We start from the raw sequence: 24191 nt of genomic DNA on the forward strand, positions 1-24191 counted from the left end.
TCAACCATACGCGGAAGTTGACGGAACGCAACCATCTTCCTGCAGATCGTGCACTCTTCCCAGGGCACCAGGAGGCCCGCGGACGACGGAGGGCCGGGGCAGCTGCGCCCCGGCCCTCTCGGCCCCGTCCGTCGCCGACGGACGTCCAGCGGTCCTAGCGGACCTCCTCCGGTCGCTTCTTCCGCCACATCTCGGCGGGCTGGTGCTCGCCGTTCCAGACCTGCACGACGCCCCAGCCGGCGGCCAGGAGCGGCACCGAGAGGACGGCGCCGACGATGCCGCCGAGCACCGTGCCCGCGGTCAGGCCGACGAGGATCACGAGGCCGTGCAGCTTGAGCGTGCGCCCCATGAGGACCGGCTGCAGGAAGTTGCCCTCGAGCTGGTTGACGAGGACCACGATGCCGACCACGATCAGCGCCTTGACCGGGCCCAGCGCGACGAGCGCCACGAGGGCGGCGAGGATGCCGGCCGCGGTGGCACCGACGAGGGGGATGAACGCGGTGATGAAGACGACCACCGCGAGCGGGATCGCCAGCGGGACGCCCACGATGAGCAGGCCGACGCCGATGCCGACCGCGTCGACCGCGGCCACGGTCGCGGTGCCGCGGACGTATCCGCCCAGGGTGCTGACCACGCGGTCGCCGATCCGGCGGCCACGGGCGTACTGCTGACCCTTGAAGGGGCGCAGGAGGAACTCCCAGAGCTGCGGGCCGTCCTTGAGGAAGAAGAACAGCACCACGATCATCAGCACGAGCCCGGTGAGGAAGTTCGCGGTGGCCGAGACGCCGGCGAGCGCGCCCGAGCCGAACTGGGCGCTGGTGACGAAGTCGGTCGCCGTGTCCGTGACATCCTCGATCTGCGCGTCGCTGATCGAGAAGGGCAGCGTGGTGACGAAGTCCTGCAGCTGCCCGAAGCCCTCGACGGCCGAGTCGCGGAGGTCGCTCCACTGGTCCTCGACCGCGGTGACGATCAGCCACGTGACGAGGCCGAGCACGACGAGCACGGCCAGCAGCGCGATGACCGTCGCGAGGACCGAGGGCACCTTGTGGCGCCGCAGCCACCCGACGAAGGGGTGCAGGGCCGAGGCGAAGATGAGGGCGATGATGACGGGGATCGTCACCAGGCTCAGGGTCTGGAACGCGAAGATCAGCGCGGCGAGCACGACCACCACGACGATGACCTGCACGGCCCTGCTGGCCAGCTTGCCGAAGGGGTCGGACCAGATGCCGCCGATCTCCGACACGGCCCGCTCGGCCTGCTTCCCCTCGGGGTGGTGACTGCGGAAGAGTGCCACGCGGTCCTCGTCTCTCTCGTGCTCGTGCATGGGCGGCGCGGGCCGACGCCGCACGGCCCCACTCAACCCCGTGGCGGGCCCGCTGGCCCGGGTGCGTCAGCACGAGGCTAGCGTCGACCCGTGCCCACCACCGTCGTCGTCGTGTCCGACACCCACGTCCCGCAGAAGGCCCGCGCCGTGCCGCCGTTCCTCTGGCACGCCGTCGAGACCGCCGACCTCGTCGTGCACGCGGGCGACTGGGACGGCCTGCCGCTCGTCGAGGAGTTCGAGCGCCGCTCGCGGCGGCTGCTCGCCGTGCACGGCAACAACGACGGGCAGGAGGTCCGCGACCGGTTCCCCGAGGTCGCCACCGCGACCGTGGACGGCGTCCGCCTGGCGGTCGTGCACGAGACCGGTGCGCGGGAGGGGCGCGAGCGCCGCGTGGACCGGAGGTTCCGCGACCTCGACCTGCTGTTGTTCGGCCACAGCCACATCCCGTGGGACACCACGACGCCGGCCGGGCTGCGCCTGCTCAACCCCGGCTCCCCCACCGACAAGCGGCGCCAGCCGCAGGCCACGTGGCTGTCGCTGGTGCTCGACGAGGGCGCGGTCCGCGACGTCGTCCTGCACCCGCTGCCCACGCCGCCGAAGGAGCCCCGCGTGCGGCCGCACCCGCGGTTCCGGAGCTGACCGCGGGACTCGGAGGCCGCGCGGGCCACGCAGGCCCGGGTCAGGAGGCGGGCTGCTCCTCCGCCGGGTCGGGCTCGGCCGTGGCGGTGGTCTCGGGCTCGTCGGCCTCGGGCTCGTCGCTCGGGGCGGGGGTAGGCGTCGGCGTGGCCGTCGAGGACTCGGAGTAGCTGTTGCCGGCGGCCGTCACGACGAAGTTGCTGAACTCCTCCTGCGTGAACGGCGTGCTGAAGTCGTAGCGCTGCCCGTCGACGAGGATCAGCGGCGTGCCGCGGAGGGCGTCGACGTCGCTGTTCGGGATCGGGCCGTCGACGGCGCGCTGCGTGGCCGCGGAGACCCACGAACCGAACTGCTCCTCGTCGATGCAGCGCTCGATCAGGCCCGTCTGCTGCAGGCCCGCGACGCCGGTGACGACGTCCTTCAGGCCCGCGTCGTCGAGGCCCCGCGAGCCCTCCTCGGGCTGCGATTCGAAGAGCGCGGCGTTGACGTCGAAGAACGACCCGGGCGAGTAGTTCGCGACGCAGGCGGCCGCGTTGGCCGCGCGGTCGGAGTAGCGGGTCCCGCCGGAGCGGTTCGTGAGGATCGCGACCGGGTGGTACTCGACGGTCGCCGCCCCTGACTCGACGAGCCCGGCGAGGTAGTCGTTGTTGGCCGCCTCGAACTGGCCGCAGATCGGGCAGAGGTAGTCGAGGTAGACGACGATGTCGACGGTGTCGGCGGTCTCCGACGTCTCGCTGGGCGTCGGCTCGTCGTCGGGGCCCAGGGCCTCGGTGGGGACCGCCTGGAAGCCCTCCCCGATCTTGATCCCGTCGCTGGCCATGTTCTCGGGGCCGGGGCCCGCGGGGCGCACGCCGTTGCTGATCACGAGGACCACCGCGACGACCGCGGCCACGAGCACGAGCACGAGGCCGCCCTGGAGGGCCCACCTCGTCGCCTTCTGGCGTCGCTTCTGCTTCGTGCGGGCCACCCTGGCCTTCTCGCGGGCGGCCGCTCGGCGCTGGTTCGTGCTGAGCTCGCCCGTGGGCTGGTCGTTCTCGGTCATGAGGGAGGTCTCCGCTGCGCGACGCGAGGCGTCGCGCCGTCGTTCTGGGGGCGTGATCGGGGTGATCGCGGGCCCTCCGTGCGCGTCGCAGGGCCCAGGGGATCGTACGGTCCGCACCTGCGAGATGTCCAAGTCGAGCGATCGGACCCCTGCACCCGCCCGTCCTTGTGCCATGCTGTCAAGAGCGGTCATCGTGGACCCTCACGGTCGATCGCCGTCCATCACAACGGATCGTCCGGCACGTACCTGCCGGTGAAGGAGAAAGAGATCATGGCGTCAGTGACGTTCAGCAAGGCCACCCGTCTGTACCCGGGCTCGACCCGCCCCGCGGTCGACGCGATCGACCTCGAGGTCGCGGACGGCGAGTTCCTCGTCCTCGTCGGCCCCTCGGGCTGTGGCAAGTCGACCACCCTCCGCATGCTCGCCGGCCTCGAAGAGGTCAACAGCGGCGACATCTACATCGGCGACCGCAACGTCACCGACGTGCCGCCGAAGGACCGCGACATCGCGATGGTGTTCCAGAACTACGCGCTCTACCCGCACATGACCGTCGCCGAGAACATGGGCTTCGCCCTCAAGATCGCCGGCGTCGGCAAGGAGGAGCGCGCCAGCCGCGTCCTCGAGGCCGCGAAGCTGCTCGACCTCGAGCCCTACCTCTCGCGCAAGCCGAAGGCCCTCTCGGGCGGCCAGCGCCAGCGCGTGGCCATGGGCCGCGCCATCGTGCGCCAGCCCCAGGTGTTCCTCATGGACGAGCCGCTGTCGAACCTCGACGCCAAGCTCCGCGTCCAGACCCGCACCCAGATCGCCTCCCTGCAGCGCCGCCTCGGCGTCACGACGGTGTACGTCACCCACGACCAGACCGAGGCGCTCACGATGGGCGACCGCATCGCGGTCCTCAAGGACGGCATCCTGCAGCAGGTCGGCACCCCCCGCGACCTCTACGAGAAGCCGCAGAACGTCTTCGTCGCCGGCTTCATCGGCTCCCCCGCCATGAACCTCCTGCCCGCCGACGTCGTCGACGGCGGCATCCAGTTCGGCACGGCCGTCACGAGCGTCGACCGCGACGTCGTGGGCCGCGCCACCGGCTCGAGCGTCACCGTGGGCATCCGTCCGGAGGACGTCGTCGTCAACACGGACGGCCAGGGCCTCGCGGTCACGGTCGACGTCGTCGAGGAGCTCGGCGCCGACGGCTACCTCTACGGCCACACGGAGGTGAACGGCGCCCGCGTCGACATCGTCGTGCGCGTCGACGGCCGCAACCACCCGAAGCTGGGCGAGACGATCCACATCACCCCGCAGGCGCACCACGTGCACGTGTTCGACAGCGAGAGCGGCGAGCGCCTGGGCGACCAGGCCGTCGTCAGCGCCTGACGCCACCGCACCGACCGGCCCGTCACGCGCCTCCGAGCACCGTCCCGGAGGCCGTGGCGGGCCGTCCCCGTTCCCCGCACCGCCGGAAGGCCCCATGAGCGACTCCCTGAACATCACGTCGGCCACGGCCGATCCCGCCCTGCTCGACCTGCCCTGGTCGCTGCCCCTGGACGCGTGGCCCGACGAGGCCATCGCCGCCCTGCCGAAGGGCATCTCCCGTCACCTCGTGCGCTTCGCGCACCTGAGCGGCTACGTGATCGCCATCAAGGAGACCTCGGGCGAGATGGCGCGGGGCGAGTACGAGATGCTCCGCACGCTCCAGCGCATGGACATCCCCTGCGTCGACCCGCTCGCCGTCATCACCAACCGGCGCGACGCCGACGGCGCCCCCCTCGACCCGGTGCTCGTGACCCGGCACCTCAAGTTCTCGCTGCCCTACCGGGCGCTCTACTCGCAGACCCTGCGGCCCGACACCGCCAAGCGGCTCGTCGACGCGCTGGCGCTGCTGCTCGTGCGCCTGCACGTGATCGGCTTCTACTGGGGCGACGTCTCTCTGTCGAACACGCTGTTCCGGCGCGACGCGGGCGCCTTCGCCGCCTACCTCGTCGACGCCGAGACGGGCAAGCTGTACCCGGGCGGGCTCTCCAACGGCCAACGCGAGAACGACCTCGAGGTCGCCCGCGTCAACATCGCCGGCGAGCTGCTCGACCTCGAGGCCGGGGGCCGCCTCGACGACAACCTCGACCCCGTCGACGTGAGCAACGGCATCGTCGCGAAGTACCGCAGCCTGTGGGTCGAGCTCACGGGCACCGAGACCTTCGACGAGTCCGAGCGCTGGCGGATCAACGACCGCGTCGAGCGCCTCAACGACCTCGGCTTCGACATCGAGGAGCTGGCGATCCGCACGACCGCGGGCGGCACCCAGGTGAAGATCCAGCCGAAGGTCGTCGACGCCGGCCACCACTCCCGTCGGCTGCTGCGCCTCACCGGCCTCGACGTCGAGGAGAACCAGGCGCGGCGCCTGCTCAACGACCTCGACGCCTACCGCTCGAAGGGCGACCGGTCGACGCTCGACGAGGAGATGGTGGCGCACGAGTGGACGGCCCGCGTGTTCGAGCCCGTGGTGCGGAGCGTCCCGCGCGACCTGCGCGGCAAGCTCGAGCCGGCCGAGGTGTTCCACCAGCTGCTCGAGCACCGCTGGTACCAGTCCCAGGCGCAGGACCGCGACGTGCCCCTCGCCGAGGCCCTGACCTCGTACGTCAACGACGTGCTCCGCCACCGCCGCGACGAGCAGACCGTCATCGCGCCCGTCACCGGTGCCATCACGCTGCCGACGGCCGCCGACCTGGACGACGACGAGGTCGAGGAGGACTGGCGCAGCAAGGTCTGACCCCGCACGCGTCGACGCCCGCCCTCCCCGCTGGTCGGGGAGGGCGGGCGTCGTGGGGCGACCGCGGGTCAGGAGGCGCGGGCCGCCCCGGTGGCGTCAGTCGCGTCCGGCGCCGCGCAGCTTCGAGATCTCGTACAGGGTCACCGAGGCCGCGATGCCGGCGTTGAGCGACTCGACCGCGCCGGTGATCGGGATCGACACGATCGCGTCGCAGGTCTCGGCGACGATGCGCGACAGGCCCTTGCCCTCGCTGCCGACGACGACCACGAGCGGCCGGTCGGCGAGCTCGAGGCCCGGCAGCTCGACGTCGCCGTCGCCGTCGAGGCCCACGACGAAGACGCCCTGCTGCTTGAACTGCTTCAGCGTCTGGGTGAGGTTCGAGGCCATGGCGACCGGGATGCGCGCCGCGGCGCCCGCCGAGGTCTTCCAGGCCGACGCCGTCAGGCCCACCGAGCGGCGCTGCGGGACGATGACGCCCTGGCCGCCGAACGCGCCGACGGAGCGGATGATCGCCCCGAGGTTGCGCGGGTCGGTGATCCCGTCGAGGGCGACGAAGAGCGGGGTCTGCCGGCGACCGAGGCTGGCCGCGAGGAGGTCCTCGGGGTGCGCGTACTCGTACGGCGGGACCTTGATGGCGACGCCCTGGTGGACGCTGTCCGGCCCGGTGAGCCGGTCGAGCTCGGGGCGCATGACCTCCATGACGGGCACGCCGCGACGCGTGGCCAGTGCGAGGATGTCGCGCACGCGGTCGTCCATCTCGATGCGGGCGGCCACGTAGAGGGCCGTCGCGGGGATGCGCGTGCGCAGGGCCTCGAGCACGCTGTTGCGCCCCGTGACCATCTCGGCGTCGTCGGCCTGTCCCGGGCGGCGCCGCGGGGCCTCCTGCTTGCCCCGACCGGCGACGGCACCGCCGCGACCGCTGCCGCCGGAGCGCCCGCGGGCCGCCTCGAGGCGCTCGTTGGCGAGCTTGCGCTTGCCGGCGGGGTGGTACGGGCGGTCCTCGGCCTTCGGGGTCGGCTTCTTGCCCTCGAGCGCCTGCCGCCCCTGGCCGCCCGAACCGACCTGCTTGCCCTTGCTGCCCTGGCGGACGGCGCCGGGGCGGCCCTTGCGGGCTCCTTCGGTGTTCTTCACTGTTCGAGGCTCCAATGCGACCCGCTGGGGGTGTCTTCGATGGTGATGCCGGCGCTCGTGAGCTGGGCGCGGATCTCGTCGGCCCGGGCGAAGTCGCGCTCGGCGCGCGCCCGCTGGCGTTCGGCCAAGAGTACGTCAGCGAGCACGCCGAGCGCTCGGTGCGCCGCGTCGTCGCCCTCGCCGCGCCACTCGGGCGCCGTCGGGTCGATGCCCAGCACGGCGACCATGGCCTGCACGTGCTGCCGCTCGCGGGCCGCGACCTCCAGGTCGTCGTCGTCGAGCGCCGAGTTGCCGGTGCGCACGGCGTCGTGCAGGACCGCGAGCGCCTGCGGCACGTTGAGGTCGTCGTCCATGGCGGCGCCGAAGGCGTCGGGCACGACCCGGGAGCCCGCGCCCGCGAAGCGGGTCCCGGCCAGGCGGCGCTCGGCCCGGGCGAGGAACGTCTCGACGCGGTCGAGGGCGGCCTCGGCCTCCTCGAGCGCACCGTCGTGGTAGTCGATCGTCGACCGGTAGTGCGCCGCGCTGAGGAAGTACCGCACGACGACCGGGCGCGCGGCCCCGAGCAGCTCGGCGGCGAACACCGAGTTGCCGAGCGACTTCGACATCTTCTGCCCCTCGACCGCGACCAGGCCGTTGTGCAACCAGTGCCGGGCGAAGGCGTCACCGGCCGCCGTCGACTGCGCGAGCTCGTTCTCGTGGTGCGGGAACCTCAGGTCGAGCCCGCCGCCGTGGATGTCGAACTCGGCGCCGAGGTAGCGGCGCGACATGGCCGAGCACTCGATGTGCCAGCCCGGCCGGCCCTCGCCCCACGGGCTCGGCCAGTTCGCCGACGCCGGCTCGTCGTCCTTGCGGCCCTTCCAGAGGGCGAAGTCGCGCGGGTCGCGCTTGGCGTGGCCGCCCGCGTCGGCCGAGGGCACCGTGTCGTCGGCGCCCTGACGGGTGAGCTCGCCGTACGGCTCCCAGCTCGCGGTGTCGAACCAGACGTCGCCCGAGCCGTCGCCGGACACGTAGGCGTGGCCCCGGTCGAGCAGGCGCTGCACGATCTGCTGCATCTCGCCGATGCTGGCGGTCGCCCGGGGCTCGTAGGTCGGCGGCAGCACCCCGAGGCGCGCGTAGCCGGCCGAGAACTCGAGCTCGACGCGGTAGGCACGCGCCCACCACTCCTCCGCCGTGCCGGCCGCGAGGGCGAGCACCTTGTCGTCGATGTCGGTCACGTTGCGCACGAGCGTGACCTCGAGGCCGCGGTGGGTGAACCAGCGGCGCCACAGGTCGTAGACGAGGGCCGAGCGCAGGTGCCCGATGTGCGGCGACGACTGCACGGTGGGCCCGCAGACGTACAGGCCGACCCTGCCGGGCTCGAGGGGGACGAAGTCGACGAGGGCCTGGGCGCGGGAGTCCCAGAGGCGGATGGTCACCGCCCCAGGCTAGTGAACGTCGTGCCCGGCGTCGTCGGCGTGACCGCCGACGTCCCGCCGCGGGTGCGCGACGAAGGCCACGAGCGCGGTCGCCAGCGCCGTCACGCCCTCGCTGCGCCCGGTGAAGCCGAGACCGTCGGTGGTCGTCGCGCTCACGCTGACCGGGGCACCCACGACCTCCATCAGCCGCGCCTCCATCTCGAGGCGCCGACGGGCCAGGCGCGGCCGGTTGCCCACCACCTGCACGGCGACGTTCACGACCTGCGCGCCCACCCGCGTCAGCTCGTCGAGGGTCGCCTCGAGGAACACCTCGCCCGAGGCGCCCGAGAACCGGGGGTCGTCGGTGCCGAAGAGCGAACCGATGTCGCCCAGCCCCGCCGCCGAGAGCAGCGCGTCGACCACGGCGTGCGCGACCGCGTCGCCGTCGCTGTGACCGGCGAGCCCCGGCTCGCCCTCGAAGTGCAGCAGCCCCAGGTGCATCGGCTGCTCGGCGTCGTAGCCGTGCACGTCGACGCCGATGCCGGTCCGGAGGCTCCGGTGCCGCTGCAGGGGCGGCCCGGCCCGGTCGGGGGTCGGTACCGCCGGCGCCCCGGACGGGGCCCGAGCCTCCTGCTCGGCCACGAGCGCCTCGGCGCGACGGAGGTCCCACGGGGTGGTGATCTTGAAGGCCGAGGCGTCGCCCGGCACGACGACGACCCGGTGCCCCGCCGCGGCGAAGAGGGCGGCGTCGTCGGTGTGCTCGGCGGTCGCGGCGGCGTAGGCCGCCACGAGCGGCCCGCGCGGGAACCCCTGCGGCGTCTGCACGCCCACGAGCTCGCTGCGGTCGACCGTGCCGAGCACCTCGGCGTCGGGCGCCACGCGCTTGATCGTGTCGGTCACGGGCAGCCCCGGCACGACGCCGTCGCCCGACGACTCGACGGTCGCGGCGACGAGGTCGAACTGGGCCGTGGGGGTGAAGGGGCGCGCGCAGTCGTGCACGAGCACCGTCTCGACGCCGGGGGCGAGGGCCTCGAGACCGGCGGCGACGGAGCCCTGCCGGGTGGAGCCTCCTGCGACGACCGACGCGTAGGGCGCCGCGGCGCCCGCGACGGCGGCCACCAGCGCCCGGGACTCCTCGAGCAGCGGTGCGGGGACCACGACGACCACCTGGGTCGGCACCTCGCTCGCGAACGGCGCCCCGAGGGAGCGCTCCAGCACGGTCGCCCCGGAGACGGGCACGAAGCCCTTGGGACGCCCCTGCGCCAACCGGGTGCCGCTGCCCGCGGCCACCACCACGACCGCGCGCCGCACGGCGCCCAGGGGGTCGACGTCGGCCTCGCGGTGCTCGGCGGCGGAGGCCTCGTCGAGTTCTGACTGCATGCCTGGGACTCCGATCTGAGGGCGCCAGGGTACCATTGGGGGCCACTGGCAGAGCCGTCCCGCGCCCCTACCGCCGCGCCCGCCGCTAGGCTGGACAGAGGGCCCTCGTGGCCCCGCTGCACCCCTGCACCGACCCCTGGAGGACCCGTGAAGATCGCCCCCGTGACCCTGCGCACCGCTGCGGCCACCGTCCTGGCCGGCAGCGTCGCGGTCCTCGCCGCGGGGTGCAACTTCATCGCCCCCCAGCACACCTTCGCGATCGACCACGTCGTCGACGGCGTCAACGCCACCGTCGGCGACGTCGCCCTCCGCAACGTGCTCGCCGTCACCGACGAGGGCTCCGAGGCGAGCCTCGTCATGGTCCTGCTCAACTCGAGCGAGGACGACGCCGAGGTCCGCTTCGAGTACGAGACCGCGACCGGCACCGAGACGCAGACCGTCGACGTCCCCGCCGGCACCGAGGTGCGTCGGGGCACCAGCGCCGACGCCGAGCAGCTCGTGCTCGAGGACCTCGACGTCACGCCCGGGGCCCTGCTGCCCGTCTTCGTGCAGTACGGGGCCGAGACCGGCACGACCATCGACGTGCCCGTGCTCACCGGCGCGTTCCCCGAGTACTCCACGCTGCTGCCCACGCCCGTCGAGGGCGACCAGACGTCGCCGACGCCCCTGCTCGAGGACGAGGACGGCACCCCGTCGCCCGAGGCGACCACCGACTGACGCGCCCCGCGCGCGACGACGCCCCCTGGTCCTCGGACCAGGGGGCGTCGTCGCGTCCGGGGCCCTGGCCCCGTCCCGCCGCCGGTCAGGCCTCGATGCGGTAGCCGAGCCCGCGCACGGTGACGAGGGCACGGGGCTCGCTCGGCACCTCCTCGACCTTCGACCGGATGCGCTTGATGTGCACGTCGAGCGTCTTCGTGTCGCCGAAGTAGTCGGAGCCCCACACGCGGTCGATGAGCTGCCCGCGCGTGAGGACCCGGCCCGCGTTGCGCAGCAGCATCTCGAGCAGCTCGAACTCCTTGAGCGGCATCGCGATCTCCTCGCCGCGCACGGAGACGACGTGGCGCTCGACGTCCATGCGGATGTCCCCGGCCTCGAGCACGCTGTCGGGCACGTCCTCCACGTCGACGCGCCGGCGCAGCACCGCCCGGATGCGGGCGAGCAGCTCCCGGGTCGAGTACGGCTTGGTCACGTAGTCGTCGGCGCCCAGCTCGAGGCCCACCACGACGTCCACCTCGCTGTCCTTCGCCGTCAGCATGACGATCGGCACCTGCGAGCGGGTGCGGATCTCGCGGCACACCTCGGTGCCGGGGATCCCCGGCAGCATGAGGTCGAGCAGCACCAGGTCGACGCCCCCCGCGTCGAAGCTGGTGACGGCGGAGGGGCCGTCCTCGGCCACGGTGACCGTGTAGCCCTCGCGCTCCAGGATGTACGCGAGCGGTCCGCTCAGCGACTCCTCGTCCTCGACGATCAGGATGTGGGTCATCTCGGGGTGTCTCCTCGGCCAGGAGCCGTCGCCGGCTCGGGTGTGCGACTCGGGTGGGTGGGGGCGGTGCGCCGGTGCGCGCCGCGCAGGGCGGCGGCGGGGTCTGCAGGGGCGGCCCCGTCGACGGCGGCGGGCCCGTCGGCCTCGTCGGGCTCGTCGACGTCGTCGGGCTCTTCGGGTTCGTCGGGACCTGGCTCGACGACGGTGGCCGGCAGTCGCACCGTGAACGTCGACCCCTTGCCGAGCTGCGACCAGACCCGCACGTCGCCGCCGTGGTTCTGGACGACGTGCTTGACGATCGCCAGCCCGAGGCCGGTGCCGCCCGTCCGGCGCGACCGGGCAGGGTCGACGCGGTAGAAGCGCTCGAACACGCGGTCGAGCTCGTCCTCGGGGATCCCGTCGCCCTGGTCGGTCACCGACACCTCGACGAAGCCCTCGCCGTCGACGGTCGCCCCCACGCCCACGCGCGACCCCTCGGGCGAGTAGTGCACGGCGTTCGACACCAGGTTGTCGATCGCGGTGGTGAGCAGCGCGGGGTCGCCCGTCACGCGCGCCCTCTTGCCCGAACGGCCCACGAGCCTGATCCCGCGGGCGTCGGCCTCGACGCGGTTGCGGTCGAGAGCCGCGGCCACCACGTCGCGGACGTCGACGAGCTCGCTCTGCTCCAGCACGTCGCTGGCCTGGAGCCTCGACAGCTCGATGATGTCCTGGGTGAGCCGCCCCAGGCGCCCGGCCTCCTTGGTGAGGCGCGAGGCGAAGTAGCGCACCTGGTCGGCGTCGGCCGACGCGGACTCGAGCGCCTCGGCGAGGAGCCCCACGGCCCCGATCGGCGTCTTCAGCTCGTGCGAGATGTTCGCCACGAAGTCGCGCCGCATGTCGTCGAGGCGCCGCCCCTCCGTGCGGTCCTCGGCGAGCACGAGCACGTAGCGCCCGCCCAGCAGGGCCGCGCGCACGTGCAGGGCGAGCACGGCCTCGCCGACGCGCGCCCGGGCGACGGAGAGCTCCCGCGCCTCCGGTCGCCCCTCGCGCCGCACCGCGGCGACGAGCTCCTCGATCTGCGGGTGGACGATCTGCTTCTGTGCCGAGACGAGGCCCAGGGAGACGGCCCCCGGGGAGGCCTTGACCACGTTGCCGGAGGGGTCGACGACCAGGCCGGCGGACTCGAGCGCGTCGAGCACGGCGTCGACGCCGTCGGGCAGGGCCACCTCGGTGAGGGCGGCGGCACGCCGGGCTCGACGCTCGGCGGAGAGCACCAGCAGCACCACGGCGACGCCCACGACGGCACCGAAGGCCAGCGACAGCGGCACCAGCCAGGGCGAGTCCATGGTCCTCACGATAGTGACCCCCACCGGGGTGCCCGCACCCCGGTGTCGGTGGCCCGTTGTACGTTGGACAGAGTTCAGGCGCAGTTCACCGTTCGTTGGCCTCGGGGCGCGAGGCTCGTCGGGACTGTGCGGGCTGCTCAGCCCCGGTGACGAGAGGGTCGGTCGACGACATGCGCGAAGTGTTCCAGCAAGAGCTCCAAGAGGTGCAGGAGCGACTCGTCGAGATCGCGTCGCTCGTCGCGGTCTCGATCGAGAACGCGACCACCGCGTTCAACGACTCCAACGTCTCGCTCGCCGAGCGCGTCATCGCCGACGACGTCAAGATCGACGAGCGCGCGGTCGCGCTCGACGAGCTCGCCATCGACATCCTCGCCCGCCAGAACCCGGTCGCGCGCGACCTCCGCATCGTCGTGAGCGCGCTGCGCGTCAGCGCCTCGCTCGAGCGCATGGGCGACATGGCCGAGCACATCGCGCAGCTCGCGCGCTACCGCTTCCCCGAGAAGGTCGTGCCGAAGTCGCTGCGCCCGACCTTCAAGGAGCTCGGCGAGCTCGACGTGGCGATCGCCCGCAAGCTCACCGAGCTGCTCACCACCGAAGACGTGCGCCTCGCCGAAGAGATCCGCAACGACGACGACCGCATCGACGAGCTGCACCTCAGCGTGTTCGACAAGGTGCTCGGCGAGACCTGGAAGGGCGCGGCGGTCGACACCGTCGACTCGACGCTCGCCTCGCGCTACCACGAGCGCTTCGCCGACCACGCGGTCTCCATCGCCAAGAAGGTGCAGTACCTCGCCACGGGCGACTGGGTCCCCGAGTCCTGAGCCGTCCTGCCGTGCCGGGGCCCGGGTCGCGTCGTCGACCCGGGCCCCGTCCCGTCAAGATGGGTGCATGGCCTCCGTCGCGATCCTCGTCAACGGCCTTCCCGGCTCCGGGAAGACCACCCTCGCCCGCACCCTCGCGGCCGTGCTCGGCTGCCCAGCGCTCTCGGTCGACGTCGTGCAGGAGTCCCTGGCCGGCCTGACCGGGCCCGTCGTCGCCCCGTCGGGCCTCCGCTCCGTCGCGACCGACGCCGTCTGGTCGCTCGCCGCCGAGATCGAGGCGGGCGTCGTCGTGGAGGCCGCGTTCCACGCCGGACGCGACCGCGAGGTGGTGCGGGCAGGGCTCGAGCGCGCCGGCCGGCCGCGCACCGTCGAGGTCTGGTGCGACGTCGACCCCGAGGTCGCCCTCCGGCGCACCCTCGAGCGGGTCGAGAGCGGGGCGCGGTCGCGCCTGCACGGCACGGCGCAGGAGGTCCGCGAGGGCTGGCCGGAGCGGGTCGCGGGCGCCGTGCCCCTCGGCGCCTGGCCCGTCGTGCGCGTCGACGCCGGCGGCGAGGTCGACCTGGACGCTCTCGTCACCGAGATCGGTGAGCACTTCAGCTGACCGCCGGGCGCGGAGCCGCGACCGTGCACGGCCGCCCGGAGACGCACGACGGCCCGGCACCGCGAGGGTGCCGGGCCGTCGTGGGTGCAGGCGGCAGCCGCGCCTAGAGGCCCGACTTCTTGCCCTGGGCCGCGACCGCGGCCGCGCCGGCGGCGGCGGCCTCCGGGTCGAGGTACTCGGCCGGGCCCGTGGGGCGGTGCTCGTCGTCGAGCTGGTAGACGAGCGGGATCCCGGTGGGGATGTTCAGCTCGGCGATCTCGTCGTCCGAGATGCCGTCGAGGTGCTTGACGAGCGCACGCAGCGAGTTGCCGTGCGCTGTGACGAGCACGGTGCGGCCGGCCGCGAGGTCCTTCGTGATGTCGGACTCCCAGTAGGGCAGCATGCGGTCGATGACGAGCGCGAGCGACTCGGTGCGCGGCAGGTCGCCGTCGATCTCGGCGTAGCGCGGGTCGTGCGCCTGCGACCACTGGTCGTCGTCGTCGAGGGCGGGCGGCGGCACGTCGAACGACCGGCGCCAGGTCTGGAACTGCTCGGGGCCGTACTCCTCGAGCGTCTGCGCCTTGTCCTTGCCCTGCAGGGCGCCGTAGTGGCGCTCGTTGAGCCGCCACGAGCGCTTGACGGGCAGCCAGGCGAGGTCGGCCTCGTCCAGCGCGATGTTCGCGGTCTGGATGGCGCGCGTGAGCACCGACGTGTAGAGCACGTCGGGCAGGAGGCCCGAGTCGCGGATGAGCTCGCCGGCGCGGCGCGCCTCCTCCCGCCCCTTCTCGCTGAGGCGGACGTCCACCCACCCCGTGAACAGGTTCTGCTGGTTCCACTCGCTGTTGCCGTGCCTGAGGAGGATGAGCGTCGAAGTCATGCCGCCACCCTACCGATCGGGGGTTGCGGCAGACTCGACGCATGCCCATCGGAGCCGTCACCCGCGGGACGACCGGGACCAACCGCCTCCGGCGCGTCGACCGCTGGATCGCCGCCCTGCCCGCGCTCCGCCGCGCGGACGACCCGCTCGTGGTCGACCTGGGGTTCGGGGCGAGCGCCACGACCACGCTCGAGCTGCACCAGCGGCTGTCGCGCGTGCGCCCGGACGTCGAGGTGGTCGGCGTCGAGATCGACCCCGAGCGCGTGCGGCACGCCGCCCTCTCGGCCCGCCCGGGCGTGAGCTTCAGGGTCGGCGGCTTCGAGGTGCCGCTCGAGGCGGGTCGCCGTCCGGTCGTCGTGCGCGCCTCGAACGTGCTGCGCCAGTACGACGAGGCCGACGTCGCCGACGCCTGGCGGCTCGTCACCGACCGGCTGCAGCCGAGCGGCGTGCTCGTCGAGGGCACCTGCGACGAGATCGGGCGCGTCTCGAGCTGGGTCGACGTCGGGGCCGGTGGTCCGACGACGTTCACCGTCAGCCTGCGCCTGGCCGACCTCGAGGTGCCGTCGATCGTCGCCGAGCGGTTGCCGAAGGCGCTCATCCACCGGAACGTGCCGGGCGAGCGGGTGCACGACCTGCTCGTCGAGCTCGACCGGCAGTGGGCGACGGCAGCCGGCTGGTCGACGTTCGGGCCGGTGCAGCGGTGGCTGGCCACGGTGCAGGGGCTGCAGGCGGCCGGGTGGCCCGTGCTGCACGGCCGGTCGCGCTGGCGGTTGGGCGAGCTCAGCCTGCCCTGGTCGGCGGTCGCCCCGCGCGACTGACGGCCCGACCGTGCGCGTCAGAGCGGTGCGAGCAGCGCCCTGGCCCGCGCGTGCGGCAAGCCGGTCGCCATGAGCAGGTCGACGACGAGCGGCCGCAGCATGAGCACGACGATCTGCTCGGTGACGGGCTGCCCCGCCACCAGCACCGTCGGGTCGAGCTGCCGCGCCACGACGGTGAGCCGCTCGCGGGCGTCGCCGCGCTGGGCGTCGCCGTGCAGGTCGTCGCCGCGCACCGGCTCCTCGACCGAGGCGCCGAGCAGCTGCACCGCGAGCCGCAGCTCGGCGACGACGTCGGCGACCTCGGTGCGGACCCTCCCGTCGCCGATCGACGTGTCGATGCGCCGGGCGATGACGCGGAGGTTGCGGACCGCGAGGTCGAGGTCGCGGCGCAGCTCCTCGACCTGCAGGAGGTGCGCCGCCCGCGGCCGCAGGAACGGCGAGAAGCGCGCGGTCGAGCGGGCCGCGTCGAGGCTCGAGCCCCAGGCGTCGAGCAGCGGTTGCGTGCCGCGCAGGCGGCGGACGGCGGCGTCGGCCCGTCGGACGTCGTCGGTGCGCAGCGCGTCGACGAGGGCCCCGAGGGCGCCGTCGAGCTCGGCGACGAGGGCCTGGGCGTCGCGGTGCACCGTCCGCACGACCCCGCGCGGCACGAGCGCTGTCACGGCGAGCGCCACGAGTCCGCCGACGCTCCCGTCGACGCTACGGACGAAGGGGCCCCCGTCGGGGTCGGGCAGCAGCACGACGAGCATGGACTGGGTGGCGGCGGCGATCGTGAAGCCCGCGCTCGGCGAGGCGAAGCGGCCGACGACGAGCACGACGAGCAGCACCACCCCCACCTGCCAGAGCCCCTTGCCGAGCACGAGCAGGAGCAGCTCGCTGAGGGCGATGCCGCTCACCACGCCGACGGCGGTCTCGAGCACCTGGCGCGGCCGGGCGTCGCGGGCGAGGCCGAGCGAGGTGAGCGTCACCGTCACGGCGAGCAGCGGTACCTCGTGGCCGAGCACCACGTGGGTGAGGGCGTACGAGACGGACACGGCGAGCACGAGCTGCACGATCGCGGGCAGCGAGCCGATCGTTCGCGCGAGGGCGCCGCGCGGGTCGAACCCGGCCGCCACGAGGGCGCCCGCGGCGCGCCCACCGGCGCGGCCGAGCCAGCCGACGACGGGCACGGCGACCGGCGACGTGGCGGGCGCCAGGGCACCTGGTCCCCCGCCGCGCTCGGACGGGGGCTGCGGGGCTCCGCCGCGCACGGTCAGCGGCGGACGGCTCCGAGCCGCGGCAGCCGGGGCACGCCGGCCGAGGCTCCTGCGCTCGGCGGCACGATCGTCTGCTGGGCGGCGGCGACGACGGTGTCGCCCGCGAGGACGGCGAGCGGGGCGTCGACGTCGGCGGAGCGCTTGACCAGGGCGAGGGCGACCGGCCCCAGCTCGTGGTGCAGGGCCGCGACGGTGACCGTCCCGATGCTGCGGGCGGTCAGGAGGTCGGCGCCGGGCTCGGCGAGGACGATCTGGTCGCCCGGCGTCGGCAGCACGGCGTCCGACCCGTCGAGGTGCAGCATCACGAGGCGCCGCGGCGGGTGGCCGAGGTTGTGCACCTTGGCCACGGTCTCTTGCCCCCGGTAGCAGCCCTTGGCGAGGTGCACCGCGGTCCGCAGCCAGTCGACCTCGTGCGGGATCGCGCGGTCGTCGACCTCGGTCGACCAGCGCGGGCGCCAGGCCTCGACCCGGAGCGCCTCGAGCGCGAGCTGGCCGACGACCGGCAGGTCGGAGGCGGCCAGCGCCGGCAGGTCGGTGCGGGCGATGAGCACCTCGCGGTAGGTCCAGGCGGCCCCGGGGTGCCCCTCGGCGGCGGCGTAGCCGTGCCCGCCCGGCAGCACGCCGGGCCACGGGTCGATCCACACGACGGGCGTGCCCGACGGGGCGAGCACCGGGACCGGCAGCTCCACGGCTCCGAGCGCGCCGACCGTCGCCACCTCGGCGCTGCGGTCGGCGACCTCGACGCGCAGCATGAAGCGCATGCGGTCGAGCCAGGCGGCGAGCGGTGCGGCCTCGGGACCGTCGACGAGCAGCCAGCTGGTCTCGCCGTCGTCGACGACGCGCATCGCGTGCTCGAGGCGCCCGCTGGCGTCGAGCAGCAGGGTCTCGGTCGACCCACCGGGCGCCAGCGAGGTCAGGTCCTGGCTCGTCAGCGAGTGCAGCCAGCTGAGGCGGTCCGGTCCGGTCACCGTGACGACGCCGCGGTCGCTGAGGTCGACCACCGCGGTGCCCGCCAGGAGCGGTCGCTGCTCGCTCATGGGGTTGCCGAAATGGGCGGCGGCCAAGGGACCGTCGGGCAGGACGGGCTCGAGGCCGACGAAGCCCGGGCGCGCGGCGAGGGCGCCCCAGGAGGCCGGGGCCGGCTCGTCGACGACCGCGTCAGTCGACACGCGCGAGCCGCCCCGAGGCGTGCGTCCGCAGCTCTTGACCGAGGGCGGCGATGTCCCACGCCCAGAGCAGGTGCCCCTCGACGAGGCCGTACATGCGCGTCGCCGCCGAGTACTCCTTGGCGTTGCTCGAGCGGAGGACGGCGTCGGTGGACAGGTCGATGCGCGGCCCCGCGACCCGACCCAGGTAGAGCTCGTTGACGCCGGTGGGGTGCACCAGCTGGACCTCCAGGCCGAAGCCGTCGTCGGGCCTCCTGAGGATCTCGACCGTCTGCGCGGAGGTGTACGGCTGCACGCCGACGCCGGGCAGCATGCCCGGGCCGCGGTCGCCCACCTCGGCGGGTCGTTCGAGGCGCCAGTAGCCGGACTCGCTCGCCAGGGGCGTGCGCTCGTCGTCGAGCAGCCAGGTGAACGAGCTGTAGTTGAGGAACGGCAGGCCGTCGTGGCTGAAGCTGATGCGCTGCCCGAACTCGTGGGTGCGCCGCTCGGTGCCCGGTTCGAGGTCGGGGTCGCCGTCGCCGATCTTGTAGTCGACGACGCCGGTGCCCTCCCACACGCCGAGGAGCCAGGACAGGGGGACGATCTCGGCGGGGAGGTCGGTGGGGATGTCGATCATGGACGGCTCAGCGCTGACCCTTGAACAGCTTCACGAGCACGACCACGGACACGAAGGCGATGGCGAGCGACGCCAGGCCGAGGAGGCCGACGTAGAACACCTCGAGGGCGAGGAGGGAATCCATGCCCTCAGCCTACGCGTCGACCACCGACAGCAGTAGGCCGCGCCGTCAGGCCAGTTCGACGACCAGGGTCGCGAGGGCCAGGATCACCAGGCTGCCGCCGGTGCTCAGCATCGTGCGGGAGACGAGGCCGTCCTTCTGGCTGGTCGCGAGCTGGAGCACGAACGTGACGAGCACCGCCCCCGCCAGCGCCAGGGGCAGCCAGAGGTAGGCGTCGTCCCCGGACGACGTCACGCCGATGACGACCGCCGCGGCGAGGGTGAGCAGCCAGACGGGCACGATCGTGAGCGGCTTGAGACGGCGCTGCGCACCGGTCGTCGCCGCGGTCGCGCCGGGGGTGTGCGTGCTGGCGTCCACTGGTGGTCCTCCGTCCGGGCCGGGCCGGTGGCCCTGGCGCTCCGCGCCGTTGTCCTAGACTCCAGGACAGTCGAAACCCCTGGAGGTCCCGTGGCGCAGCTCTTGGTACTGACCTCTGCCACGAGCACGGACGTGCTCCCGGCGCTCGGCCTCCTGAGCCACCGTACCCGGCAGATCCCGGCCGAACCCGCGCAGCTCGTGTCCGCCCCTCCGAGCGACGTCGTCTTCGTCGACGCCCGCACCGATCTCGCGGCCGCGAAGTCCCTGTGCAAGATCCTCCGCACCACCGGCCTCGCGGTGCCCCTCGTCCTCGTGCTCACCGAGGGCGGCCTCACCGCGGTCAACGCCGAGTGGGGCGCTGACGACGTCGTCCTCGAGACGGCCGGGCCCGCCGAGGTCGACGCCCGCATCCGGCTCGTGACGGGGCGCGCGGCGCACCAGGACACGGGCTCGAAGATCCAGGCCTCCGGCGTCGTCATCGACGAGGCCAGCTACTCGGCGAAGGTGCACGGCCGCACGCTCGACCTCACCTTCAAGGAGTTCGAGCTGCTCCGCTTCTTCGCCACGCACCCGTCGCGCGTGTTCACGCGCGAGCAGCTGCTCAGCGAGGTGTGGGGCTACGACTACTTCGGCGGCACGCGCACGGTCGACGTGCACGTGCGGCGCCTGCGCGCGAAGCTCGGCGAGCTCGACTCGCTCATCGGCACCGTCCGCAACGTCGGCTATCGCTTCAACCTCTACGACGAGGAGGTCGGCGCGGTCGTGCCGTGACGCGCCCGGCCGCGGCGGGCCCGGTCCCCCGGGCGGGCCTCCTGACCCGCTCGTAGGCTGCGGCCATGACGTTCCTCGACGACCTCGCCCGCGACGCCTCGGCGGTCGACGGCGCACCGCCCTTCTCGGACCAGGCCCTCGTCGACGCCCGCGCGGGCCGGGCGCGGGTGCTCGGCGACGGCCGTGCCGCAGCCGTCCTGCGAGCGGGCGAGGTCGAGCTGGTCGTGCACCCCGACCACCGACGGCGGGGGCTGGGCACCGCCCTGCTCGGGCGCGTGCTCGAGGAGACCACGGGCGACCTCGCGGCCTGGGCGCACGGCGACCTGCCGGGCTCGCGCGTGCTCGCCGAGCGGGCCGGCTTCGACGCCGTCCGCACCCTCCTGCAGCAGCGGGCCCCCGTGCCGACCCAGCCACGCGCGCCGCGTCTGCGCGACGGGGACCGCATCGCGGCCTTCCGGCCCGGGGTCGACGAGGAGGCCTGGCTCGACCTCAACGGCCGCGCGTTCGCCGACCACCCCGAGCAGGGCGGCCTGGGCCGTTCCGACCTCGACGCGCGCCTCGCGGAGGACTGGTTCGACGCCGACGACCTGCTCCTGCTGCGCCGCGGCGACGAGCTGCTCGCGTCGTGCTGGCTCAAGGTCGAGCCGGGCTCGCCGGGCGAGTACTACGCCGTCGCCGTGAGCCCCGACCACCAGGGCGAGGGGCTGGGCGGCGCCGTCGTCGACGCCGGGCTGGTGCGCCTCTCCCAGCGGGGGCTCGACACCGCGTCGCTCTACGTCGAGGGCGACAACGCCGCCGCGCTGCGGCTCTACGCCTCGCGCGGCTTCAGCGACCACGCGATCGACGTGCAGCACCTGCTGCGGCGCTGATCGGAGCAGGAGCGGGGCCCGGGCGCAGCAGGAGCGCCAGGGCAGGAGGCCGTGCTCGCCCGCTCCGGCGACGGACGACCGGGCGTCATCCCCCGTTCACCGACGCCGTGCCTCCGCAGCGCCGCCACGGTGGCAGGATGACGGGATGGACAGCGAACCCCGTGTCGACGGCGCCGGCGTCACCCCGGACTTCCTCGACGACTTCGACGAGATCGTCAGCTTCGAGGAGGGCGGGCTGCCCGCCGAGCGCTACCTCGACCGGGAGCTGAGCTGGCTCGCCTTCAACCAGCGGGTGCTCGAGCTCGCCGAGGACCCCAGCACGCCGCTGCTCGAGCGGGCGAACTTCCTGGCCATCTTCGCCAGCAACCTCGACGAGTTCTTCATGGTCCGCGTCGCGGGCCTCAAGCGCCGGATCGCGACCGGGCTCGCCGTCCCGACGAACGTGGGGCGCGGCCCCAACGACGTCCTCGCCGACATCAGCCGCACGGCGCACGAGCTGCAAGAACGCCACGCTCGCGCGTTCCTCGACCTCGTCAAGCCCGACCTCGACGACGCGGGGATCCACATCGAGAACTGGTCGGACCTCGACGAGGCCGACCGCGTGCGCATGCGCGAGGTCTTCAGCGAGCAGATCTTCCCGGTGCTCATGCCGCTCGCCGTCGACCCGGCGCACCCGTTCCCCTACATCTCGGGGCTCTCGCTCAACCTGTCGGTGCGCGTCCGCAACCCCAAGACGCGTCGACAGGAGTTCGCGCGCCTCAAGGTGCCGCAGGTCCTGCCCCGCTTCGTGCAGCTCCCCGACGACGACAGCGGTCGCGTCCGGTTCATCACCCTCGAGGACCTCATCGCCAACCACCTCCAGGACCTCTTCCCGGGCATGGAGATCGTCGAGCACCACGTCTTCCGCGTCACGCGCAACGAGGACGTCGAGGTCGACGAGGACGAGTCCGAGAACCTCATCCAGGCGCTCGAGCGCGAGCTGCTGCGGCGTCGCTTCGGTCCGCCGATCCGGCTCGAGATCACCGACGACATGGACCCGGTCACCCTCGAGCTGCTCGTCCGCGAGCTCGACGTCACCGACCAAGAGGTGTACCGCCTGCCGGCGCCGCTCGACCTGGCGGGCCTCTTCGAACTGACCAAGCTCTCGAGGGCCGACCTCAAGTACGCCAAGCACCTGCCCACGACGGCGCTGCAGCTGCAGCCGACCGAGCCGAACATGAAGCCCGACATGTTCGCCAGCATCGCGCGACAGGACGTGCTCGTGCACCACCCGTACGAGTCCTTCGCGACGAGCGTGCAGGCGTTCCTCGAGCAGGCCGCCGCCGATCCCAACGTGCTCGCCATCAAGCAGACGCTCTACCGCACGAGCGGCGACAGCCCCATCATCGAGGCCCTCATCGACGCGGCCGAGGCCGGCAAGCAGGTGCTCGCCCTCGTCGAGATCAAGGCGCGCTTCGACGAGCAGAACAACATCACCTGGGCCCGCAAGCTCGAGAAGGCGGGAGTGCACGTCGTCTACGGCCTCGTCGGGCTCAAGACGCACTGCAAGCTCGCGCTCGTCGTCCGCCAGGAGAAGGGCACGCTGCGGCACTACAGCCACATCGGCACGGGCAACTACAACCCGAAGACGAGCCGCATCTACGAGGACCTCGGCCTCTTCACCGCCGACGACCAGGTCGGCAAGGACCTCACGCGCCTCTTCAACGAGCTCTCCGGCTACGCCATCGAGAAGAAGTTCAAGCGCCTGCTCGTCGCGCCGCGCTACCTGCGCCGCGGCCTGCTCAAGCACGTCCAGACCGAGATCGAGCACGCCCAGGCGGGGCGGCCCTCCGGCATCAAGATCAAGATCAACTCGATCGTCGACGAGCAGGTGATCGACGCGCTCTACCGGGCGAGCCAGGCCGGCGTCCCGGTCGACGTCTGGGTGCGCGGCATCTGCGGCATCAAGCCCGGCGAGCCCGGCCTCAGCGAGACCGTCCGCGTCCGGTCGATCCTCGGTCGCTACCTCGAGCACTCCCGCCTCTTCTGGTTCGCGAACGGCGGCGACCCGCAGGTCTTCATGGGCAGCGCCGACATGATGCACCGCAACCTCGACCGTCGCGTCGAGGCCCTCGTCCGCCTCACCCAGGAGGACCACGTCGCCGAGATCGCCGGGCTCTTCGACACCGCGATGTCCGACGACACGGCGTCGTGGTGGCTCGCCGCCGACGGCACGTGGACGCGGCACGCCCGCGACGAGGAGGGCAAGCCCCTCACGGACCTGCAGAACGCGCTCGTGCGACAGATCTCGCAGCGGAAGCGCAGCGCCCGGTGACCACCGTGACGGCGACGACGGTCGTGGCCGCGGGAGCGGTCTGCTGGCGCGAGGTGCGCGGCGAGGTGCTCGTGCTGCTCGTGCACCGCGAGCACCACGGCGACGTCTCCCTGCCCAAGGGCAAGGTCGACGAGGGCGAGGCGACGCCGCGCACCGCGGTGCGGGAGATCCACGAGGAGACGGGCTACCGGGTCGCCCTCGGCGCCCCGCTCGGCACGGCCGAGTACCTCCTGCCCGGCGGCCGCGACAAGGTGGTGCACTACTGGGCGGCCGAGGTCACCGAGGCCGCCCACCGGGCCGCCGGTGGCTTCACGGCCAACGACGAGGTCGCCGCCATCGACTGGGTCCCGGTGCCCACGGCCCGCGACATGCTCACCTACGAGCGCGACGCCGAGGTGCTCGACCGCTTCGCCGACCGCGTCGCCACCCGCTCCCTCCGCACCTTCGCGCTCGTCGCCCTCCGGCACGGCGCCGCCGTCTCCCCCTCCGAGTGGTCCGGCTCCGACGCGACCCGACCGCTGCTGCCCCGGGGGCGCAAGCAGGCGAAGGCCGTCGCGACCGCACTGGCCGCGTGGGCGCCCGAACGCCTCGTCAGCAGCACCGCCGCACGCTGCCTCGCCACGCTCGAACCCGTCTCGCAGCTGCTGCACGTGGGCGTCCGGCAGACCGACGACCTCAGCCAGGACGCCTTCGAGCGCGACGAGGCCGACGTCGCGGCGGTGGTCAAGAAGCGGCTCAAGAAGCAGCGCTCGACCGTCCTCTGCAGCCACGGCCCGGTGCTGCCCGAGATCGTGCGGCAGGTGACGCGCCACACGAAGGGCGGCGACCGCCTCGACGTGCGCCGGGCCTCCTCGCTCGGCACGGCCGACTACACGGTGCTGCACGTCTCGGTCGACGAGCACCGGCTCGTGGCCGTCGAGACGCACGGACCGATGGCCTGAGCGGCTCGTCCGAGAGCCGCCCGGGGGCACGGCGCAGGAGTCCCGGGCGCCGGTGGACGGACCGGTCGCGGCCCCGCTCCTCCAGGCCTGGAACGCCAGGTGTTGGGGCCTCGTTCACCTCCCGTTCACCGAGGCAGACGACCGTGGTCACCGACCGGACGTAGCGTCACGGGCGGGTCGGCACCAGGCCCAGGCAACCCTGACATCACAT

At 73.3% G+C, this 24191-nt stretch carries 23 protein-coding genes; 11 read left to right on the forward strand and 12 right to left on the reverse strand.

Going from position 1 to position 24191, the window contains the following annotated elements; all coding sequences use genetic code 11:
* Nucleotides 1-154 precede the first annotated feature (154 nt).
* Entirely contained in the window at nt 155-1294 is a 1140-nt protein-coding gene (locus ACYVHQ_RS08480) for an AI-2E family transporter (RefSeq protein WP_460512042.1), read from the reverse strand.
* Nucleotides 1295-1414: 120 nt separating this feature from the next.
* Here ACYVHQ_RS08480 and ACYVHQ_RS08485 point away from each other — a divergent pair, with 120 nt between their 5' ends.
* Nucleotides 1415-1963, forward strand: a complete 549-nt coding sequence (locus ACYVHQ_RS08485; protein WP_460512044.1) for a metallophosphoesterase family protein — start codon at nt 1415-1417, stop codon at nt 1961-1963.
* Between the two features lie 40 nt (nt 1964-2003).
* Here the strand turns inward: ACYVHQ_RS08485 and ACYVHQ_RS08490 are convergent, their stop codons facing one another.
* Complete coding sequence (locus ACYVHQ_RS08490; RefSeq protein ID WP_460512046.1) at nt 2004-3002, reverse strand: DsbA family protein; 999 nt, start codon at nt 3000-3002, stop codon at nt 2004-2006.
* 270 nt (nt 3003-3272) lie between these two features.
* Here ACYVHQ_RS08490 and ACYVHQ_RS08495 point away from each other — a divergent pair, with 270 nt between their 5' ends.
* Both ACYVHQ_RS08495 and ACYVHQ_RS08500 read left to right on the forward strand, forming a co-directional pair.
* Nucleotides 3273-4373: an ABC transporter ATP-binding protein gene (locus ACYVHQ_RS08495; protein ID WP_460512047.1), complete on the forward strand. Its 1101-nt coding sequence runs from the start codon at nt 3273-3275 to the stop codon at nt 4371-4373.
* Between the two features lie 94 nt (nt 4374-4467).
* Nucleotides 4468-5763 (forward strand): DUF4032 domain-containing protein, encoded by a 1296-nt coding sequence (locus tag ACYVHQ_RS08500; protein WP_460512048.1) that lies wholly within the window; start codon nt 4468-4470, stop codon nt 5761-5763.
* Nucleotides 5764-5859: 96 nt separating this feature from the next.
* Here ACYVHQ_RS08500 and rlmB read toward each other — a convergent pair whose 3' ends face one another.
* The 3 genes from rlmB to ispD are packed head-to-tail and all read right to left on the reverse strand — an operon-like array spanning nt 5860 to nt 9668.
* Nucleotides 5860-6894: a 23S rRNA (guanosine(2251)-2'-O)-methyltransferase RlmB gene (gene rlmB / locus ACYVHQ_RS08505; RefSeq protein WP_460512050.1), complete on the reverse strand. Its 1035-nt coding sequence runs from the start codon at nt 6892-6894 to the stop codon at nt 5860-5862.
* Complete coding sequence (gene cysS, locus ACYVHQ_RS08510; RefSeq protein WP_460512051.1) at nt 6891-8309, reverse strand: cysteine--tRNA ligase; 1419 nt, start codon at nt 8307-8309, stop codon at nt 6891-6893. Before cysS ends, rlmB begins: the two co-directional genes overlap by 4 nt.
* A gap of 9 nt (nt 8310-8318) precedes the next feature.
* Nucleotides 8319-9668, reverse strand: coding sequence for a 2-C-methyl-D-erythritol 4-phosphate cytidylyltransferase (gene ispD / locus ACYVHQ_RS08515; protein ID WP_460512053.1), 1350 nt, complete (start codon nt 9666-9668; stop codon nt 8319-8321).
* A 147-nt stretch (nt 9669-9815) separates the two neighbouring features.
* Here ispD and ACYVHQ_RS08520 point away from each other — a divergent pair, with 147 nt between their 5' ends.
* Nucleotides 9816-10385, forward strand: coding sequence for a hypothetical protein (locus tag ACYVHQ_RS08520; RefSeq protein ID WP_460512055.1), 570 nt, complete (start codon nt 9816-9818; stop codon nt 10383-10385).
* A gap of 85 nt (nt 10386-10470) precedes the next feature.
* Here ACYVHQ_RS08520 and ACYVHQ_RS08525 read toward each other — a convergent pair whose 3' ends face one another.
* Both ACYVHQ_RS08525 and ACYVHQ_RS08530 read right to left on the reverse strand, forming a co-directional pair.
* Nucleotides 10471-11151 carry a response regulator gene (locus ACYVHQ_RS08525; protein ID WP_460512056.1) on the reverse strand — a complete coding sequence of 227 codons (681 nt, stop codon included), beginning with the start codon at nt 11149-11151 and terminating at the stop codon, nt 10471-10473.
* Nucleotides 11148-12476, reverse strand: a complete 1329-nt coding sequence (locus ACYVHQ_RS08530) for a sensor histidine kinase (RefSeq protein ID WP_460512057.1) — start codon at nt 12474-12476, stop codon at nt 11148-11150. Before ACYVHQ_RS08530 ends, ACYVHQ_RS08525 begins: the two co-directional genes overlap by 4 nt.
* A 170-nt stretch (nt 12477-12646) precedes the next feature.
* Here ACYVHQ_RS08530 and phoU point away from each other — a divergent pair, with 170 nt between their 5' ends.
* Entirely contained in the window at nt 12647-13297 is a 651-nt protein-coding gene (gene phoU, locus ACYVHQ_RS08535) for a phosphate signaling complex protein PhoU (protein WP_460512059.1), read from the forward strand.
* A gap of 67 nt (nt 13298-13364) precedes the next feature.
* A complete protein-coding gene (locus ACYVHQ_RS08540; RefSeq protein ID WP_460512061.1) occupies nt 13365-13898 on the forward strand; it encodes an AAA family ATPase in 534 nt (177 codons plus the stop codon).
* Nucleotides 13899-14001: 103 nt separating this feature from the next.
* On the opposite strand, the gene ACYVHQ_RS08545 is transcribed toward ACYVHQ_RS08540, so the two are convergent.
* Entirely contained in the window at nt 14002-14754 is a 753-nt protein-coding gene (locus ACYVHQ_RS08545; protein WP_460512063.1) for a phosphoglyceromutase, read from the reverse strand.
* 41 nt (nt 14755-14795) lie between these two features.
* Here ACYVHQ_RS08545 and ACYVHQ_RS08550 point away from each other — a divergent pair, with 41 nt between their 5' ends.
* Complete coding sequence (locus ACYVHQ_RS08550) at nt 14796-15572, forward strand: class I SAM-dependent methyltransferase (protein WP_460512065.1); 777 nt, start codon at nt 14796-14798, stop codon at nt 15570-15572.
* 17 nt (nt 15573-15589) lie between these two features.
* Here ACYVHQ_RS08550 and ACYVHQ_RS08555 read toward each other — a convergent pair whose 3' ends face one another.
* The 4 genes from ACYVHQ_RS08555 to ACYVHQ_RS08570 form a co-directional block, all read right to left on the reverse strand.
* The gene (locus ACYVHQ_RS08555) at nt 15590-16738 is read right to left on the reverse strand and encodes an FUSC family protein (RefSeq protein WP_460512067.1); all 1149 of its coding nucleotides are present in this window, start codon (nt 16736-16738) and stop codon (nt 15590-15592) included.
* Nucleotides 16739-16821: 83 nt separating this feature from the next.
* Nucleotides 16822-17994 (reverse strand): CAF17-like 4Fe-4S cluster assembly/insertion protein YgfZ, encoded by a 1173-nt coding sequence (gene ygfZ, locus ACYVHQ_RS08560; protein ID WP_460512069.1) that lies wholly within the window; start codon nt 17992-17994, stop codon nt 16822-16824.
* On the reverse strand, nt 17984-18607 hold the full coding sequence (locus ACYVHQ_RS08565) for a nitrobindin family protein (RefSeq protein ID WP_460512071.1): 624 nt from the start codon (nt 18605-18607) through the stop codon (nt 17984-17986). Before ACYVHQ_RS08565 ends, ygfZ begins: the two co-directional genes overlap by 11 nt.
* A 169-nt stretch (nt 18608-18776) precedes the next feature.
* The gene (locus ACYVHQ_RS08570) at nt 18777-19085 is read right to left on the reverse strand and encodes a hypothetical protein (protein WP_460512073.1); all 309 of its coding nucleotides are present in this window, start codon (nt 19083-19085) and stop codon (nt 18777-18779) included.
* Nucleotides 19086-19175: 90 nt separating this feature from the next.
* Here ACYVHQ_RS08570 and ACYVHQ_RS08575 point away from each other — a divergent pair, with 90 nt between their 5' ends.
* The 4 genes from ACYVHQ_RS08575 (at nt 19176) to ACYVHQ_RS08590 (ending at nt 23980) form a co-directional block, all read left to right on the forward strand.
* Nucleotides 19176-19856: a winged helix-turn-helix domain-containing protein gene (locus ACYVHQ_RS08575; RefSeq protein ID WP_460512074.1), complete on the forward strand. Its 681-nt coding sequence runs from the start codon at nt 19176-19178 to the stop codon at nt 19854-19856.
* Nucleotides 19857-19921: 65 nt separating this feature from the next.
* Nucleotides 19922-20725: a mycothiol synthase gene (mshD, locus tag ACYVHQ_RS08580; RefSeq protein ID WP_460512076.1), complete on the forward strand. Its 804-nt coding sequence runs from the start codon at nt 19922-19924 to the stop codon at nt 20723-20725.
* 145 nt (nt 20726-20870) lie between these two features.
* Nucleotides 20871-23039, forward strand: a complete 2169-nt coding sequence (locus ACYVHQ_RS08585; protein ID WP_460512078.1) for an RNA degradosome polyphosphate kinase — start codon at nt 20871-20873, stop codon at nt 23037-23039.
* Nucleotides 23036-23980: an NUDIX hydrolase gene (locus tag ACYVHQ_RS08590; protein ID WP_460512080.1), complete on the forward strand. Its 945-nt coding sequence runs from the start codon at nt 23036-23038 to the stop codon at nt 23978-23980. Before ACYVHQ_RS08585 ends, ACYVHQ_RS08590 begins: the two co-directional genes overlap by 4 nt.
* Nucleotides 23981-24191: the final 211 nt, after the last annotated feature.

The sequence above is a fragment of the Frigoribacterium salinisoli genome, assembly GCF_054781095.1.

Bases quoted from the DNA above. Each gene is read 5' to 3' on its own strand.
- ACYVHQ_RS08495 (WP_460512047.1), top strand. From the start codon at position 3,273: ATGGCGTCAGTGACGTTCAGCAAGGCCACCCGTCTGTACCCGGGCTCG.
- ACYVHQ_RS08500 (WP_460512048.1), top strand. From the start codon at position 4,468: ATGAGCGACTCCCTGAACATCACGTCGGCCACGGCCGATCCCGCCCTG.
- ACYVHQ_RS08565 (WP_460512071.1), bottom strand. From the start codon at position 18,607: ATGATCGACATCCCCACCGACCTCCCCGCCGAGATCGTCCCCCTGTCC.
- ACYVHQ_RS08585 (WP_460512078.1), top strand. From the start codon at position 20,871: ATGGACAGCGAACCCCGTGTCGACGGCGCCGGCGTCACCCCGGACTTC.
- mshD (WP_460512076.1), top strand. From the start codon at position 19,922: ATGACGTTCCTCGACGACCTCGCCCGCGACGCCTCGGCGGTCGACGGC.
- ACYVHQ_RS08490 (WP_460512046.1), bottom strand. From the start codon at position 3,002: ATGACCGAGAACGACCAGCCCACGGGCGAGCTCAGCACGAACCAGCGC.
- ACYVHQ_RS08530 (WP_460512057.1), bottom strand. From the start codon at position 12,476: ATGGACTCGCCCTGGCTGGTGCCGCTGTCGCTGGCCTTCGGTGCCGTC.
- ACYVHQ_RS08540 (WP_460512061.1), top strand. From the start codon at position 13,365: ATGGCCTCCGTCGCGATCCTCGTCAACGGCCTTCCCGGCTCCGGGAAG.
- ACYVHQ_RS08545 (WP_460512063.1), bottom strand. From the start codon at position 14,754: ATGACTTCGACGCTCATCCTCCTCAGGCACGGCAACAGCGAGTGGAAC.
- ACYVHQ_RS08550 (WP_460512065.1), top strand. From the start codon at position 14,796: ATGCCCATCGGAGCCGTCACCCGCGGGACGACCGGGACCAACCGCCTC.
- phoU (WP_460512059.1), top strand. From the start codon at position 12,647: ATGCGCGAAGTGTTCCAGCAAGAGCTCCAAGAGGTGCAGGAGCGACTC.
- ACYVHQ_RS08525 (WP_460512056.1), bottom strand. From the start codon at position 11,151: ATGACCCACATCCTGATCGTCGAGGACGAGGAGTCGCTGAGCGGACCG.
- ispD (WP_460512053.1), bottom strand. From the start codon at position 9,668: ATGCAGTCAGAACTCGACGAGGCCTCCGCCGCCGAGCACCGCGAGGCC.